This is a genomic window from Nocardioides sp. Z13_37 (assembly GCF_058355585.1).
Window position 1 is genome coordinate 329,708 of sequence record NZ_JBZGDV010000003.1, and the last position, 16,324, is coordinate 346,031.

15 protein-coding genes and 1 tRNA gene are annotated in these 16,324 nt (G+C 70.3%); 6 read left to right on the top strand and 10 right to left on the bottom strand.

Features of this window, described 5'->3' with window-relative positions:
- Positions 1-11: 11 nt before the first annotated feature.
- Complete coding sequence (gene polA, locus AC4H2S_RS11160) at positions 12-2,714, bottom strand: DNA polymerase I (protein ID WP_491497045.1); 2,703 nt, start codon at positions 2,712-2,714, stop codon at positions 12-14.
- An 82-nt stretch (positions 2,715-2,796) separates the two neighbouring features.
- On the opposite strand from polA, the gene AC4H2S_RS11165 reads away from it, so the two are divergent.
- Positions 2,797-3,252 carry a hotdog fold thioesterase gene (locus tag AC4H2S_RS11165; RefSeq protein WP_491497046.1) on the top strand — a complete coding sequence of 152 codons (456 nt, stop codon included), beginning with the start codon at positions 2,797-2,799 and terminating at the stop codon, positions 3,250-3,252.
- 15 nt (positions 3,253-3,267) lie between these two features.
- Here AC4H2S_RS11165 and AC4H2S_RS11170 read toward each other — a convergent pair whose 3' ends face one another.
- A complete protein-coding gene (locus AC4H2S_RS11170; RefSeq protein ID WP_491497047.1) occupies positions 3,268-3,837 on the bottom strand; it encodes a GNAT family N-acetyltransferase in 570 nt (189 codons plus the stop codon).
- 208 nt (positions 3,838-4,045) lie between these two features.
- Here AC4H2S_RS11170 and AC4H2S_RS11175 point away from each other — a divergent pair, with 208 nt between their 5' ends.
- Genes AC4H2S_RS11175 through AC4H2S_RS11185 form a run of 3 tightly spaced genes read left to right on the top strand, consistent with a single transcriptional unit; the run spans position 4,046 to position 6,454 of the window.
- A complete protein-coding gene (locus AC4H2S_RS11175) occupies positions 4,046-4,870 on the top strand; it encodes an ABC transporter substrate-binding protein (protein ID WP_491497048.1) in 825 nt (274 codons plus the stop codon).
- A 7-nt stretch (positions 4,871-4,877) separates the two neighbouring features.
- Positions 4,878-5,702 carry an amino acid ABC transporter permease gene (locus tag AC4H2S_RS11180; protein WP_491497049.1) on the top strand — a complete coding sequence of 275 codons (825 nt, stop codon included), beginning with the start codon at positions 4,878-4,880 and terminating at the stop codon, positions 5,700-5,702.
- 2 nt (positions 5,703-5,704) lie between these two features.
- On the top strand, positions 5,705-6,454 hold the full coding sequence (locus tag AC4H2S_RS11185) for an amino acid ABC transporter ATP-binding protein (RefSeq protein ID WP_491497050.1): 750 nt from the start codon (positions 5,705-5,707) through the stop codon (positions 6,452-6,454).
- A gap of 112 nt (positions 6,455-6,566) precedes the next feature.
- Here the strand turns inward: AC4H2S_RS11185 and AC4H2S_RS11190 are convergent, their stop codons facing one another.
- The 6 genes from AC4H2S_RS11190 to AC4H2S_RS11215 form a co-directional block, all read right to left on the bottom strand.
- Positions 6,567-7,274: an ABC transporter ATP-binding protein gene (locus AC4H2S_RS11190; RefSeq protein ID WP_491497051.1), complete on the bottom strand. Its 708-nt coding sequence runs from the start codon at positions 7,272-7,274 to the stop codon at positions 6,567-6,569.
- 1 nt (position 7,275) lies between these two features.
- Entirely contained in the window at positions 7,276-8,058 is a 783-nt protein-coding gene (locus tag AC4H2S_RS11195) for an ABC transporter ATP-binding protein (RefSeq protein WP_491497052.1), read from the bottom strand.
- Positions 8,051-9,184: a branched-chain amino acid ABC transporter permease gene (locus AC4H2S_RS11200; RefSeq protein WP_491497053.1), complete on the bottom strand. Its 1,134-nt coding sequence runs from the start codon at positions 9,182-9,184 to the stop codon at positions 8,051-8,053. The genes AC4H2S_RS11195 and AC4H2S_RS11200 overlap by 8 nt, the downstream gene beginning before the upstream one ends.
- The gene (locus AC4H2S_RS11205; protein WP_491497054.1) at positions 9,181-10,170 is read right to left on the bottom strand and encodes a branched-chain amino acid ABC transporter permease; all 990 of its coding nucleotides are present in this window, start codon (positions 10,168-10,170) and stop codon (positions 9,181-9,183) included. Before AC4H2S_RS11205 ends, AC4H2S_RS11200 begins: the two co-directional genes overlap by 4 nt.
- A gap of 106 nt (positions 10,171-10,276) precedes the next feature.
- A complete protein-coding gene (locus AC4H2S_RS11210) occupies positions 10,277-11,449 on the bottom strand; it encodes a branched-chain amino acid ABC transporter substrate-binding protein (protein ID WP_491497055.1) in 1,173 nt (390 codons plus the stop codon).
- A 202-nt stretch (positions 11,450-11,651) separates the two neighbouring features.
- Complete coding sequence (locus tag AC4H2S_RS11215; protein WP_491497056.1) at positions 11,652-12,311, bottom strand: ANTAR domain-containing response regulator; 660 nt, start codon at positions 12,309-12,311, stop codon at positions 11,652-11,654.
- Between the two features lie 37 nt (positions 12,312-12,348).
- Between AC4H2S_RS11215 and AC4H2S_RS11220 the strand changes: the two genes are divergently transcribed.
- Positions 12,349-12,431, top strand: a tRNA-Leu gene (locus tag AC4H2S_RS11220).
- Positions 12,432-12,462: 31 nt separating this feature from the next.
- Positions 12,463-13,242 (top strand): transcriptional regulator, encoded by a 780-nt coding sequence (locus tag AC4H2S_RS11225; RefSeq protein ID WP_491497057.1) that lies wholly within the window; start codon positions 12,463-12,465, stop codon positions 13,240-13,242.
- Here AC4H2S_RS11225 and pyk read toward each other — a convergent pair whose 3' ends face one another.
- Together pyk and AC4H2S_RS11235 are read right to left on the bottom strand one after the other, a co-directional pair.
- Complete coding sequence (gene pyk, locus AC4H2S_RS11230; RefSeq protein WP_491497058.1) at positions 13,243-14,691, bottom strand: pyruvate kinase; 1,449 nt, start codon at positions 14,689-14,691, stop codon at positions 13,243-13,245.
- A 134-nt stretch (positions 14,692-14,825) separates the two neighbouring features.
- On the bottom strand, positions 14,826-16,310 hold the full coding sequence (locus tag AC4H2S_RS11235) for a glutamate synthase subunit beta (protein WP_491497059.1): 1,485 nt from the start codon (positions 16,308-16,310) through the stop codon (positions 14,826-14,828).
- Positions 16,311-16,324: the final 14 nt, after the last annotated feature.

A 16,324-nucleotide genomic window follows, 5' to 3' on the forward strand; every position in this document is an offset into this window, starting at 1 on the left:
TGACCGCGCGCTCAGTGAGCGGCGTCGTGCCAGCTGCGCCCGGTGCCGATCGACACGTCGAGGGGCACGGCCAGGTCGGCCGCGCCGCCCATCTCGGCCCGGACGATCTCCGCGAGCGCGTCGCCCTCCCCCGGCGCCACCTCCAGCACGAGCTCGTCATGGACCTGGAGGAGCATCCGTGAGCGCAGCCCGTGCTCGACCAGGGCGCGCTCGACACCCAGCATCGCGACCTTCACCAGGTCGGCGGCCGAGCCCTGGATGGGGGCGTTGAGCGCCATCCGCTCCGCGGTCTCACGGCGCTGGCGGTTGTCGCTGGTGAGGTCGGGCAGGTAGCGGCGACGCCCCATGATCGTCTCGGTGAAGCCCGAGCGGCGTGCCTCGTCGACGATGCCGGTCAGGTAGTCGCGGACCCCGCCGAACGTCTCGAAGTACTCGTCCATGAGGGCCTTGGCCTCCGAGGTGGAGATCCGCAGCTGCTGGGACAGGCCGAACGCCGACAGGCCGTAGGCGAGCCCGTAGTTCATCGCCTTGATCTTGGCGCGTTGCTCGACCGTGACGTCCTCGGCGGCGACGCCGAAGACCCGTGCCGCGGTGATCGAGTGGAAGTCCTGCCCGGAGCGGAAGGCCTCGATGAGCAGGGCGTCCTCGGAGAGGTGCGCCATGATGCGCATCTCCACCTGGCTGTAGTCGGCCGTCAGCAGCGCCTCGCCGTCCTTGCCGACGACGAAGCCCTCCCGGATGCGCCGACCGGCCTCGGTGCGGACCGGGATGTTCTGCAGGTTGGGGTCGGTGCTGGAGAGCCGGCCCGTGGCCGCGATGATCTGGTTGTAGGTCGTGTGGATGCGCCCGTCGGCGGCCACCGACTTGAGCAGGCCCTCGACCGTCTGGCGCAACCGGATCACGTCGCGGTGGCGCAACAGGTGCTGGAGGAAGGGGTGCTCGGTCTTCTCGAACAGCTGCTGGAGCGCGTCGGCGTCGGTGGTGTAGCCGGTCTTGGTGCGCTTGGTCTTGGGCATGTCGAGCTCGTCGAACAGCACCACCTGCAGCTGCTTGGGCGAGCCGAGGTTGATCTCCTTGCCGATCACGTCGTAGGCGTCGTTGGCCGCGGCGCGCACCTGGTCGCTGAACTCCGACTCGAGGCCCTCGAGGTAGTCGACGTCGACGGCGATGCCCACCTGCTCCATCCGCGCGAGCGTGCCGATCAGCGGCAGCTCGACCTCGCGCAGCAGGCGGGTGCCGCCGTGCTCCTCGACCGCGTCGTCGAGCGCGTCGGCGAGGTCGAGGACGGCCCGGGCGGTCAGCATGGCCGTGTCGCTGGCCGTCGTGTCGTCCATCGCGTCGAAGCTCAGCTGGTCGGCGTCGACGGTGTCCTGGCGCAGCTCGCGCTTGAGGTAGCGCAGGGTCAGGTCGGCGAGGTCGTAGGAGCGCTGGTCGGGCTGGACGAGGTAGGCCGCGAGGGCGGTGTCGACCTCGAGGCCGGCGAGCTCCCACCCGCGGGCGGCCAGCGCGAGGCTCGGCCCCTTGGCGTCGTGGACGGCCTTGGGGCGCGAGGGGTCGGCGAGCCACGCCGCGATCGCGGCGTCGTCGTCGGGGTCGATGTCGCTCACGTCGACCCAGGCGGCCTGACCCTCCCGCGTCGCCACGGCGATGGAGAGCACGTCGCCCGTGCCGGCGCGCCAGCTGCCCTGGACGGACAGCCCGACCCGCGTGCCCTCGGGGGCGTGCTCGTCGAGCCACGCCGCCGCCTCGCCGGTGCCGAGACGACGGCCGTCGAGCTCGAAGCCGGACTCGGCCTCGGTGGCCTCGTCGGGGTCGGGGTCGATGGTGTCGAGCAGCCGGCCGCGCAGCTCGCCGCGGAACTCGAGCTCGTCGAGCAGCTCGAGGCCGGCGGTGCGGTCCCACGGCTGCCGCACGAGGCCGTCGGGGCGCACGGGGAGGGTGAGGTCGCGGACCAGGGCGTTGAGCCGGCGGTTGCGGATGACGTCGCCGAGGTGGGCGCGGAGCGCCTCGCCCTTCTTGCCGGTGATCTCGTCGGCGCGGGCGATCACGTTGTCGAGGCCGTCGAACTGGTTGATCCACTTGGCGGCGTAGCCCTGGCCGACACCCGGCACGCCGGGCAGGTTGTCGGAGGTCTCACCGACGATCGCCGCCAGCTCGGGGTAGCGCTCGGGCGGGACGCCGTACTTCTCCTGCACGGCCGCCGGCGTCAGCCGGGCCAGGTCGCTGACCCCCCGCATCGTGTAGAGCACGGTCGAGTCGTCGGTGACGAGCTGGATGGAGTCGCGGTCGCCGGTCATGATCAGCACCTCCATGCCCTCGGCGAGGCCCTGGGTGGCGAGCGTGGCGATGATGTCGTCGGCCTCGTAGCCGTCCATCGACAGGTGCTGGATGCGCAGCGCGTCGAGCACCCGGCGGATCAGCGGGAGCTGGCTGCCGAACTCGTCGGGGGTCTTGTTGCGCTTGGCCTTGTACTCGCTGTACTCCTCGAGCCGGAAGGTCTGGCGCGACTTGTCGAACGCCACGGCCACGTGGGTCGGCCGCTCGTCGCGGAGCACGTTGACCAGCATCGAGGTGAACCCGTAGACGGCGTTGGTGTGCTGCCCGGACGCGGTCGCGAAGTTCTCCACCGGGAGGGCGAAGAACGCGCGGTAGGCCAGTGAGTGGCCGTCCAGCAGGAGGAGGCGGGGGCGGGTCGACTCGCTCGTCTCAGGCACCCGCCGACTCTAGCCGTCGTCGCCGACAGCACGCCCCGAGCCCCGGCCCCATCCGGGGGCACCGCTCGGACACAATGGCGCCATGAGCGAGACACCCCCCACGCCCCCCGCGTCCCTGGCCGACCTCAGCATCGACGAGCTCATCGCGTTCCTCCCCGAGGGCAACGGGCGGCTCAACGACAAGATGGGCGTGCAGCTGGTCGAGGTCTCCGCCGAGCGGGTCGTGGCCACCATGCCCGTCGAGGGCAACACCCAGCCGTTCGGCCTCCTGCACGGCGGCGCCTCGGTCGTGCTGGCCGAGACGCTGGGCTCGATCGGGTCGGCCGTCCACGCCTACCCGGCCAAGATCGCGGTCGGCGTCGACATCAACGCCACCCACCACCGCTCCGCCACCGCGGGCGTGGTCACCGGCGTCGCCACCCCGATCCACCTCGGCCGGTCGTCGACGTGCTTCGAGGTCGTGATCAGCGACGAGCAGGGCCGGCGGGTGTGCACCTCGCGCATCACCTGCGCGCTGCTCGACGCCCCGCAGGGCTGAGCCGGCGGGCGCTGCTCAGCCGGGGACGCGCTCGCGGCGCACTCGGCGGGCGGCCAGCACCCGGTCGATGCGCTGGCGGCTCGACGCGGCGGGGGTCGCCTGGCGGCCCTGCGGCAGCCGCGCGCGTACGGCGCCCGTGGTGGCGGCGCGCAGCGTCGCCTGGGGCGCGAACGACAGCCGGGCCATGAAGCGGTTGGCGTCGCGCGCCTCGGCGGCCGCGGCCGTCTGCACGTGGCTGATGCCGTGCTGCTCGGCGAAGCGGCAGGCCGCCTCCATGAGCGCGCTGCCCACGCCCTTGCGGCGGAACTGCGTGAACACGTGGGGCGAGACCGCCAGCACGGCGGGCTCGAGGTTGAGGGGGGTGAAGGTGGCGGCCTCGAGGTAGACCGCGCCGGCCACCTCGCCGTCGATCTCGGCGACGACCACGCACCGATCGTCGCTCGAGCAGGCCGTCGCGACGATCCGCGCCACGTCGGCGAGCTGCTCGTCGCGACTGCCCCTGCGGAGGATGCCGCACCACAGCTCGCGCAGCGACGGCGCGTCGGAGGGGTCGGCCGCTCGCACGACCACCGCAGTCCTGCTCATGTCGACTCCCAAGGATCAGCTCGATGTGACCGCTTCCCCCGTGCCCTGCCGCATCCCGGCTCGGGCAGTGCCGCAGACCCTACGCCGTCGCGAGGGGTCTGTCAGGAGGACCCCCACCAGGGTCTGGGGACAAGCGTCATCGGATCGTTGCCGACGTACCTGCCAAAGCCATCTTCCGGTCCGGTCCTTGTGGTCTAGGCTCCGCCGCATGCGCACTCGCACCCTTCACCGATCCCTGACCCTGGTCCCCGCTCTGGCCCTGGCCCTCACGCTCGGCGCGTGCGGCGACGACGCGAGCGACGACTCCCCCGACGCCGGCAACGACACCAGCAGCGAGAGCAGCCTCGACACGGTGTCCTCGGGCACCCTCACGGTCTGCTCCGACGTGCCCTACCCGCCGTTCGAGGACTTCGACGAGACCTCCGACTCCGGCTTCAAGGGCTTCGACATCGACATCGTGCAGGAGATCGCCGACGGCCTCGAGCTCGAGCTCGCGGTCAAGGACTCCTCCTTCGACGCCCTCCAGAGCGGTCAGGCGCTCAACGCGGCCCAGTGCGACCTCGCCGCCAGCGCGATGACCATCACCGACGAGCGCAAGGCCGCCCTCGACTTCTCCGACGGCTACTACGACTCCCAGCAGTCCCTCCTCGTCGCCGACGACTCCGACATCGCCTCGATCGACGACCTCGACGGCGTGAAGATCGGCGTCCAGCAGGGCACCACCGGCAAGGCCTACGCCGAGGAGAACGCGAGCGGCGCGGAGATCGTGTCGTTCCCCAGCGACGCCGAGATGTTCCAGGCGATCAAGGCCGGCCAGGTCGAGGCGCTGCTGCAGGACCTCCCGGTCAACATCAACCACCAGGAGTCGGGCGGCTTCAAGGTCGTCGAGACCTTCTCGACCGACGAGTCCTACGGCCTCGCCATGAAGAAGGGCAACACCGCCCTCGTGGACGCGGTCAACGAGCAGCTCGGTGAGATGCGCGACGACGGCACCTACGACGAGATCTACAACACCTACTTCGCCACCGAGTGATCGGCACGTGGCTCTGAAGCGCTCGACGCGCCGCGCCCTCAGCAGGGCGGTGCTCTACATCGTCCTGCTGGGGGTGGTGGTCCTGGTCGCGCTCAGCGCCGACTGGGCCACGATCCGCGCCAACTTCTTCGCCCCCGCCGGCATCGGCAACCCGTTCAAGGGCGACTGGGGCACCTGGCCCGACCTGATCACGGTCGGCGTCAAGAACACCCTGATCTACACCGCGGTCGCCTTCGCGGTCGGCCTGGTGCTGGCGGTCGTGCTGGCGCTCATGCGGCTCTCGCCCGTCGCCGCCTACCGCTGGATCGCCACCGCCTACGTCGAGTTCTTCCGCGGGCTGCCCGCACTCCTCGTCATCCTGCTGATGGCCTTCGGCATCCCGATCGCGTTCAACGGCTGGACCCCGCCCGGCGGCACCATCGGCGCCGGCGTCGTGGGCCTGATCCTGATCGCCGGCGCCTACATGGCCGAGACCATCCGGGCCGGCATCCAGGCCGTGCCCAAGGGCCAGACCGAGGCCGCCCGCTCGCTCGGCATGAGCGCCGGGCGCACGACGCTCACCGTAGTGCTGCCGCAGGCGTTCAGGATCGTGATCCCGCCGCTGACCAATGAGTTCGTCCTGCTCATCAAGGACACCGCGCTGCTCTTCGTCATCGGCTTCGCCGCCGACCAGCGCGAGCTCACCACCATGGCGCGCGACTTCATGGCCTCGAGCCCCACCGCCGGGACGTCCACCAGCCTGATCCAGGCGGCGGTGCTCTACCTCCTGATCACCCTGCCGCTCACCCGACTCGTGACGTGGCTCGAGCGCAAGCAGCAGAAGGCCCGGTGACCATGACCGAGAGCGTCCAGGCGGCTCCCGCCATCCAGATCCGCGACCTGCACAAGTCGTTCGGGTCCAACGAGGTGCTCAAGGGCATCGACTTCCACGTCGACGACGGCGAGGTGGTCTGCGTGATCGGGCCCTCGGGCTCGGGCAAGTCGACGCTGCTGCGCTGCGTCAACCGGCTCGAGGAGCCCAACAGCGGCCAGATCTTCGTCGAGGGCATCGACATCACCGACCCGGAGACCGACCTCGACGCCATGCGCTCGCGCATCGGGATGGTGTTCCAGCAGTTCAACCTCTTCCCGCACATGAACGTGCTGCGCAACCTCACCGTCGCGCAGCAGAAGGTGAAGGGTCGTTCCAAGAAGGAGGCGATCGAGGTCGCCCGCACCAACCTCGACAAGGTCGGGCTCAGCGGTCGCGAGAACGTCTATCCCGCCCACCTCTCGGGCGGGCAGCAGCAGCGAGTGGCCATCGCCCGGGCGCTGTCGATGGACCCCGACATGATGCTCTTCGACGAGCCCACCTCGGCGCTCGACCCCGAGCTGGTCGGCGACGTGCTCGAGGTGATGAAGACGCTCGCCTCCGAGGGCATGACGATGATGGTCGTGACCCACGAGATGGGGTTCGCCCGCGAGGTCGGCGACAAGCTGGTCTTCATGGACGACGGCGTCATCGTGGAGGAGGGCGACCCCCGCGAGGTGCTCGCCAACCCGCAGCACGAGCGGACCCAGGCCTTCTTGTCGAAGGTCCTCTGACGCTCCTCCGGCGCCTCCTCCCGCTCGGTGGAGACATCTGAGTCACCCCGTACGACACAGACACAGGGCCCAGCCGATCCGGCTGGGCCCTGTGTCGTACGTGCGGGGTGACTCAGATGTCTCCACCGAGGTAGGCGGCCTTGACGGCGTCGTCGCCGGCGAGGTCCTTGCCCTTGCCGGAGCGGACGATCTCGCCCGTCTCGAGGATGTGGGCGTCGTCGGCCGCCTTGAGCGCCTGGGCGGCGTTCTGCTCGACGAGCAGCACCGTGGTGCCCTGGGCGTTGATCTCCTTGATGATCGAGAAGATCTGGGCGATGAGCTTGGGCGCCAGGCCCATCGACGGCTCGTCGAGAAGCAGCAGCCGCGGCCGCGCCATGAGGGCGCGCCCGATCGCGAGCATCTGCTGCTCGCCGCCCGACATCGTGCCGGCGGACTGGTTGATCCGCTCGGCCAGGCGGGGGAACAGCCCGAGCACCCGGTCGACGTCGTCCTGGTAGGCCTTGCTCTTGCGGTCGTTGCGCACGAAGGCGCCCATCTCGAGGTTCTCGCGCACGGTCATGCCCACGAAGCACCGGCGTCCCTCCGGGGACTGGCTGATGCCCAGCTTGACGCGGTCGTAGGGCGCGTCGTGGGTGATGTCCTTGCCGTCGAACTTGACCGACCCGGCACGCACCTTGCGGATGCCGGAGAGGGTCTTCAGCGTCGTCGTCTTCCCGGCGCCGTTGGCGCCGATCAGCGTGGTGACGCTGCCCTCGGGCACGCTGAAGCTGATGTCACGGATGGCCTCGATGTGCCCGTAGTTGACACACAGGCCTTCCACCTCAAGAAGCATCTTCTTCCTCCACTCCGAGGTAGGCGGCGATGACCGCAGGGTTGTCGCGGATCTCCGCCGGGGTGCCCTCGGCGATCTTCTTGCCGAACTCGAGCACGACGATCCGGTCGGTCACGCCCATGACCAGGCGCATGTCGTGCTCGATGAGCAGCACGGTGAAGCCCCGGTCGCGCACCTTGCGGATCAGGTCCATCAGGGTGCGCTTCTCCTGCGGGTTGAAGCCCGCCGCCGGCTCGTCGAGGCAGATCAGCTTGGGCTGGGTCGCCATGGCGCGGGCGATCTCCAGGCGGCGCTGGTCGCCGTAGGACAGGTTGGCGGCCAGCTCGTCGGCCTGCCGGGCCAGTCCCATGAACCGCAGCAGATCCATCGCCCGGTCGTGGCCGGCCGCCTCCTCGCGGCGGTGCTTGGGCAGCCGGAAGAGAGCGCTGACGATGCCCGTGGTGTGCTGGGCGTCCGCACCCACGAGCACGTTCTCCAGCGCGGTCATGGCCGGGAAGAGCCGGATGTTCTGGAACGTCCGGGCGATCCCCGCCTGGGTGGTCTGGAAGCGCTTCTTGCCCGCCAGCGACTCGCCCTGGAACCGGATCGTCCCGGAGGTGGGCTTGTAGACGCCGGTGATGGCGTTGAAGCAGGTGGTCTTGCCGGCGCCGTTGGGGCCGATGAGGCCGAGGATCTCGCCCTCCTTGATGTCGAAGCTCACGTCGTCCAGCGCCGTGAGGCCGCCGAACGTGAGCGTCAGGTGGTCCACTTCGAGGATGCGTGCGTCAGACACGTGCCTTCTCCTCTCCCTCGGTGCCTTCTTCGAGCCCCTCGAGCTCGTGCTCAAGCTGCTTGGCTCGGACGGTGCGCTTCGGCGGGAACAGGCCCTCGGGCCGCAGCACCGCGAGCAGGACCAGCGCCAGGCCGAAGACCAGCACGCGGAAGTCGTCGAACTCGCGGAAGCGCTGGGGCAGGTAGGCCACCAGCGCGGCTCCGACCAGGACACCCCACCTGTTGCCCTGCCCACCGACCACGACGGCCGCCAGGAAGAGGATCGAGAAGAGCAGCAGGAACGAAGCGGGGTTGATGAAGCTCTGTCGACTGGCGTAGAGCGAACCGGCCAGGCCCCCGATGAACGCGCCGGTGGCGAAGGCCAGCAGCTTGAAACGGAAGGTCGGCACGCCCATCAGCTCGGCGGCGTCCTCGTCCTCGCGGGTGGCCTCCCAGGCGCGGCCGACGCGGCTGTTCTTGATCAGGTAGTCGGCGAACAGGACGACGATGACCACCGTCAGTCCCATCCAGTAGTACGGGATCTGGTCGAGCACGCCGAACACCAGGAACTTGGTGGTGTCCTGGGTGTCGAGCAGCACGGTGCCGTCGCCCCAGTAGAGGTGCGGGACCTCGAACAGGCCCTCGGTGCCACCCAGGCTCGGCGGACGGGCGATGTTGCTGATGCCCTTCGCCTCGCCCAGCCACTCGGTGTTGACCGCGACGAGGCGGATGATCTCGCCGAAGCCGAGGGTCACGATGGCGAGGTAGTCGCCGCGCACGCGCAGCGTCGGCGCGCCCAGCAGGACGCCGGAGATGGTGGTGGCCACGACGGCGACCGGGATGGCCAGGAGCAGGGGCCAGTTGGCGTGGAACGACGTCAGGATGGCCGCGGTGTAGGCGCCGATCGCGTAGAACCCGACGTAGCCGAGGTCGAGCAGTCCGGCGTAGCCGACGACGATGTTGAGCCCGAGCGCGACCAGCATGTACATCGTGACGACGAAGAGCACTCCGCCGAAGTCGACGCCGGGAGTGGTGATGAACGGGGGCTCCAGGAGTGGGAGCGCGTAGGCGAGGATGACGAGGAGGACCCAGAGCACGATCTTGACCGGCTTGGGCATCCGCGACAGGGAGTCCTTGAGCTTGCTCATGCGCGGGCCTTTCCGAGCGACTCACCCAACAGGCCCGTGGGCCGGAAGAGGAGGATGACCACCAGCAGGACGAAGGCGACGACGTGGCGCCACTCCGTGCCGAGGAGCGCAGCGCCCCAGTTCTCGGCCACGCCCAGCACCAGCCCGCCCAGCAGGGCGCCGCGCAGGTTGCCGATGCCACCGAGGACGGCGGCGGTGAACGCCTTGACGCCGAGCAGGAAGCCCATGTCGAACTTCGTCGTCTCGATCTTGAGCATGTAGAGGAACGCCGCCACGCCGGCCATCAGGCCGCCGATGAGGAACGTCATCTGGATGGTGCGCGTCGGGTTGACGCCCATCATCGAGGCCGTCTCGGCGTCCTGGGCCGTGGCCCGGATGCCCTTGCCCAGCTTGGAGCGGCGGACGAACTGGTCCACGACGACCATCATCCCGACGGCGCCGCAGATCACCAGGATGTCGATGCTCGACACGTTCACGCCCCCGATCTCCCAGCGGGGCGCCTCGATGACGTCGGCGATGCTGTTGTTGATGCGGGCCTTGCCGACGTACGCCGAGAGGTCGTCGTCGAGCCCGAACCAGCCGGCGACCCGGTCGCGCAGGCCCATCAGCTCGGCGAGCACGAAGCTGGCTCCGATGGCCGAGATGAGCGCGATGAGGCGGGGGGCGTTGCGCTTGATCAGCGGGCGGTAGGCCACCCGTTCGAGGATCAGCGCGATGGCGGCGGACATCAACATCGCCGCCACCAGGGAGGCCAGGAGGATCAGCACGAGCTGCATACCGCTCGCGTCGGCCCCACCCAGCGCCATGACGGTCCACAGCATGGCGAAGGTGCCGTACATGAACACCTCGGAGTGCGCGAAGTTGATCAGCTGCAGCACGCCGTAGACCATCGTGTAGCCCAGGGCGATCAGCGCGTAGATCGCGCCGAACGCGAGCCCGGACACGGTGAGCCCGGGCAGGTTGTTGAAGAAGAACTCGAAGTTCACGCAAGGCCTCCTGGCCGGAGTATCGCCGAGTCGGATCGTGGACATCGGCGCGGCCGGGGACGTCGTCCCCGGCCGCGCCTGTCGTGCGTGACGATCTAGCCGTCGATCACTTGATCTCGCCCTCGGGGACGATCTCGCCGCCGTCGACCGTGTAGGCGTAGACGTGGACGTCCGCGGGCTCGCCGGTCTCGTCGAACTTCAGCTGCTTGGTGATGCCGGCCTCGTCGTAGTTGTTGACGAACTCGAGCATCGCCTCGCGGTCGCTGACGCCGTCCTTGATGCCGTCGAGGAAGATCGACGCGGCGTCGTAGGCCTCGGCGGCGTACGTGCCGGGGGCCTCACCGAACTCGTCCTCGTAGGCGGAGGCGAAGTCGGCCACGGCCGGGTCGGTGTCGGGGATGCAGGGGCAGGTGATGATGGTGCCCTCGGCAGCGCTACCGGCGTCGAGGAACGCCGGGTCCTTCACGCCGTCCGCCACGACGAACGTGCCGTCGAAGCCGCCGTCGCGGAGCTGGCCGATGAGGATGGTCGCCTCGGCGTAGTAGCCACCGAAGAAGACGGCGTCGGCGCCGGAGTCGACGACCTTGCTGACGGTGGCCGAGAAGTCGGTGTCACCGGCCTGCACGGTGTCGGTGCCGGCCACGGCGTCGGCGCCGAGGTCCTTCTCGACGATGCCGGCCAGGCCGGCGCCGTACTCCGACGCGTCGTCGATGATGTAGGTCTTCTTGGCCTTGAGGGTGTCCTTGATGTAGGCCGCGGCGGCCGGACCCTGGGTGGCGTCGTTGCCGAGGGCGCGGTGGAAGGTGTCCCACCCGTTCTCGGACAGCGCCGGGTTGGTGGCCGACGGGCTGATGGTCGGGACGCCGGCCTCGGCGAAGATCGGGCCGGCGGCCGCGGACTCGCCGGAGAAGGCGGGACCGACGACTCCGATGATCGACTCGTCGCCGGCGACCTCGGTGGCCAGGGACGGGGCCTCGTCGGGCGAGCCCTGCGAGTCGTAGTTGACCAGCTCGACCTCGCACTCGGCCTCGTCGTTGTACTGGTCGACGGCGAGCTCGGCACCCTGGATGATCGGCTTGCCGAGACCGGCCGCGGGGCCCGTCTCCGGGCCGAAGAACGCCAGCTTCAGGTCGCAGGCGGCCTCGCTGCTGCCGCTGCCGCCACCGCTGCCGCCGCCGGCGCTCTCGCTGTCGTCCTCGGTCGTGCCGCACGCGGTCAGTACCAAACCGGCGACTGCCGCTACCGCGACTGCCTGCCAGGACTTGGATGAGCGGATCATGGACCCCTCCGTAGTTCTCGGTGGACTGCCCACCTCGGCAGTCTCGTGGCGGGAACCTAACACTCGGGGTGTGGCCCGGGACACGATTGCAGCCGCCGAGTTGCGGGCCGTTGCCGTTTCGTGACCAAGCGGTCCGTGCCGCGGGCGAGCGTGAGCGCGGCGTCCCTCGACCCTCTTGAGGAACGCTTGACGAACTGTCGGGTCAGGCGGGGCCCGCGGGCGTGCCGCCGTCGTCGGCCAGCCCCGCCACCCCGTGCTCCACGACCCCGTCGGCCACCTGCCTCATCGACAGCCGCAGGTCCATGGCGGTCTTCTGGATCCAGCGGAACGCGTCGGGCTCGCTGAGCCCGAGCTGCGCCTGCAGCACGCCCTTGGCGCGGTCGACCGACTTGCGGGTGGCGAGCGACTCCTGGAGGTCGGAGACCTCGCGCTCGAGCACGGCGATCTCGGCGTAGCGGCTCACCGCCATCTCGATCGCGGGCACGAGGTCGCCGCGCTGGAACGGCTTGACGAGGTAGGCCATGGCCCCCGCGTCGCGCGCGCGGGCGACCAGGTCGCGCTGGGCGAAGGCGGTGAGGATGACCACCGGGGCGATCCGCTCCCCCGCGATCAGCTCGGCGGCCGCGATGCCGTCGAGGACCGGCATCTTGACGTCGAGGATCACCAGGTCGGGACGCAGCTCGCGGGCCAGCTCCACGGCGCGCTGGCCGTCACCGGCCTGCCCGACGACGTCGTAGCCCTCCTCGGCGAGCATCTCGGCGAGGTCCATCCGGATCAGCGCCTCGTCCTCGGCGATCACGACCCGGCGTACGTCGTCCGCGTCGGTGCTGGTGTCGGGTCGTCCGGTGTCGGGCTGCGTCACGACGCCAAGGCTAGTTCCGCTACGGTGTCCGCACCCAGCCGGGTTGGCGGAATGGCAGACGCGGTGGTCTCAAACACCACTGCCCGCAAGGGCGTGTGGGTTCGACTCCCACACCCGGCACGCTGTCGGTGGGTTCGGGCACGCTCTGGACGTGGCCCACGTCCGTCCGCAGTCCCTTGTCGACTCGGCGCTCGCCTGCTCGGACAGGGGCATGCGCGACGCCGACAACGCCGCCCTCCACGGCGTCGCGGTCAAGACCATCCGCAGGTGGCGCCGGCTCTACCGCCGCCGCGGGCAGCCCCGGGGCCAGGGCCACCTCGCACCCCCGTGCCCACGCTGCGACGGCGTCCCGCTCGCCGACCCCGAGTATGCCGAGCTCCTGGGGTGGTACCTCGGCGACGGGCACGTGACCCTCGGGCGACGGGGGGTGTTCAATCTGCACGTCTTCAACGACGAGCGCTACACCGAGGACAACGCACGTCTCCTCGAGCTGATGTCGACAGTGAAGCCCGGCGGCAAGCCACACACCCGCCGCAAGGATGGCGCCGTCATCACCACGGTGTCGTGGAAGCACTGGCCGTGCCTGCTCCCCCAGCACGGCCCGGGCCGCAAGCACGAGCGACCCATCGTGCTCGAGGCGTGGCAGGAGGAGGTGGTGGCGGCGCACCCGCACCACTTCCTGCGCGGGCTCTTCCACTCCGACGGGTGCCGGGTGGTCAACCGCGCCACGCGCACCGTCGACGGCGTGACGCGCCGCCACGACTACCCGCGGTGGCAGTTCGTCAACGCCTCCGACGACATCATCGGGCTGTGCACGTGGGCCCTCGACCTGGCCGGCGTCGCGTGGCGCCGGTCGGCGCCGCGGGTCGTGTCGGTCTCGCGCCGCGAGGCGGTCGCCCGGCTCGATGACCTGGTCGGGCTCAAGCGCTGATCAGCCGGGGCGGCGGTAGGCCGGGGCCACCCCGTGGATGGCGTCGCCCATCCGGTGGATGCGCAGCGCGTTGGTCGAGCCGGGGATGCCGGGCGGGGCGCCCGCGATGATCACCACGAGGTCGCCCTCCTTGACCCGACCGATGGCGAGGAGCGACTCATCGACCTGGCGCACCATCTCGTCGGTGTGCTCGACCTCGGCGCCCTGGAAGGTCTCGACGCCCCAGGTGAGGGCGAGCTGCGAGCGCGTGCGGGCCCGGGGGGTGAAGGCGAGGATCGGGATCGGCCCGCGGTAGCGCGAGAGCCGCTTGGCCGAGTCGCCGCTGGTCGTGAACGCCACGCAGTACTTCGCCTGGACGGCCTCGGCGACCTCGGCGGCCGCCTTGGCGATGATGCCCCCGCGGGTGTGCGGCTGCCAGGTGACTGCGGCCATGTGGCTGAGACCGTGGTCCTCGGTGGACTCCACGATGCGCGCCATCGTGCGCACGGCGACGATCGGGTACTCCCCCACGCTGGTCTCACCGGACAGCATGACGGCGTCGGCACCGTCGAGGACGGCGTTGGCCACGTCGCTGGCCTCGGCGCGCGTCGGCGCCGGCGAGGTGATCATCGACTCCAGCATCTGGGTGGCGACGATGACGGGCTTGGCGTTGCGCCTGGCCTTGTCGATGATGAGCTTCTGGTGGATGGGCACGTCCTCGAGCGGGCACTCCACGCCGAGGTCGCCGCGCGCGACCATGATGCCGTCGAAGGCGTCGACGATCTCGTCGATGTTGTCGAGGGCCTGGGGCTTCTCGATCTTGGCGATCACGGGGACGTGGATGTTCTCCTCGCGCATCACCGCGCGCACGTCCTCGGCGTCCCCGGCGTGGCGCACGAAGCTGAGCGCCACGAAGTCCACGCCGAGATTGAGGGCCCATCGCAGGTCCTGGGTGTCCTTCTCCGACAGGGCCGGCACCGACACCGCGACGCCGGGCAGGTTGATGCCCTTGTTGTTGGACACCTTGCCCGGCACGACGACCTCGGTGACGACGTCGGTGTCGTCGACGGACATGACCCTGAGCCGCACCTTGCCGTCGTCGATGAGCAGGGGATCGCCCGTCTTCACGTCGCCCGGCAGCCCCTTGTAGGTCGTGCCGCAGATCTCCGCGGTGCCCGCCACGTCACGGGTGGTGATGGTGAAGGTGGCGCCGCGCTTGAGCTTGACCGGGCCGTCGGCGAACGTCTCGAGGCGGATCTTGGGCCCCTGCAGGTCGGCGAAGATGCCGATCGCGTGGCCGGTGTCGTCGGAGGCCTGCCGCACCAGCCGGTAGACGGCCTCGTGGTCGGCGTACGCGCCGTGGCTCATGTTGAGCCTGGCGACGTCCATGCCGGCCTCGACGAGTGATCGGATCCCCTCGGGGGTGTTCACCGCGGGGCCGAGGGTGCAGACGATCTTTGCTCTACGCACGTACCTCACCCTATCGGAGGTTGGATCGTTCCAAACCCCTCCGCGCCACCTGACGGACGTTTCGCTCCCCCGCGACGACGCCTCGAGGGCCGAGCCCGTCGCAGCGCGCGCGGGCCCGGCACCCGACCCCCGGCTCAGACGACGAGCGGGCGCTCGTGCGGCTTGATCGGGGCGGGCAGCGTCGTCGAGCCGGTGAGGTAGGCGTCCACCGCGGCGGCCGCGCTGCGGCCCTCCGCGATGGCCCACACGATGAGCGACTGGCCGCGGCCCACGTCGCCGGCGACGTAGACGCCCGGCACGGAGGCGGCGTACGACGCGTCGCGCCGGACGTTGCCCCGCTCGTCGAGGTCGACCCCGAGCTGGTCGATCAGGCCCGGCCCCTCGGGACGGGCGCGCTCGGGACCGGTGAAGCCCATGGCCAGCAGCACCAGCTGCGCCGGGATCTCCCGCTCGGTGCCCTCGACGGGCTGGAACGACGCGTCGACCTCGACCAGGCGCAGGGCGGCCACGTGGCCGTCCTCGTCGCCGACGAACTCCTGCGTCGACACGGCGTAGACACGCTCGCCGCCCTCCTCGTGGGCCGAGGAGACGCGGAAGGTCATCGGGTAGGTCGGCCACGGCTGGCCCGTCGGCCGGTCCTCGCCGGGCTGCGGCATGATCTCGAGCTGGGTGATCGACCGGGCGCCCTGGCGGATCGAGGTGCCGAGGCAGTCGGCGCCGGTGTCGCCGCCGCCGATGATGACGACGTCCTTGCCGGTGGCCACGATCTGGTCGGAGCCGTCGGCGGTCGGGTCCTCCCCGAGCGCGACCCGGTTGGCCTGCGGCAGGAACTCCATGGCCTGGTGGATGCCACCGAGCTCACGTCCCGGGACGGGCAGGTCGCGCGCAGCGGTGGCGCCCATCGCGAGCACGACCGCGTCGTAGCGCTCGAGCAGCTTGTCGCCGGTGAGGTCGCCGCCGACGTCGACCCCGGGCCGGAAGACCGTGCCCTCGCGGCGCATCTGGTCGAGGCGCCGGTCGAGGTGCTTCTTCTCCATCTTGAACTCGGGGATGCCGTAGCGCAGCAGGCCGCCGATCTTGTCGGCCCGCTCGTAGACGGCGACCGTGTGGCCGGCGCGGGTGAGCTGCTGGGCGGCGGCCAGCCCGGCGGGACCGGAGCCGATCACGGCGACGGTCTTGCCCGAGAGCCACTCCGGCGGCTGGGGACGGACGTAGCCCGAGCCCCAGGCGCGGTCGATGATCGAGACCTCGACGTTCTTGATCGTCACCGGGTCCTGGTTGATGCCGAGGACGCACGCGGTCTCGCAGGGCGCCGGGCACAGCCGCCCGGTGAACTCGGGGAAGTTGTTGGTCGCGTGGAGCCGGTCCATCGCGCCGTCCCAGTCGTCGCGCCAGACCAGGTCGTTCCACTCCGGGATGATGTTGCCCAGCGGGCAGCCCTGGTGGCAGAACGGGATGCCGCAGTCCATGCAGCGCGCGGCCTGGGTGTTGATGATCGGCAGCAGCGCACGCCCGACGCCGTCGGGGTAGACCTCGTCCCAGTCGTGGACGCGCTCGGCGACCTCGCGCCGCGAGGCGACCTCGCGGCCGTACTTCAGGAAGCCCTTGGGGTCAGCCATGCTGGTTCACCTTC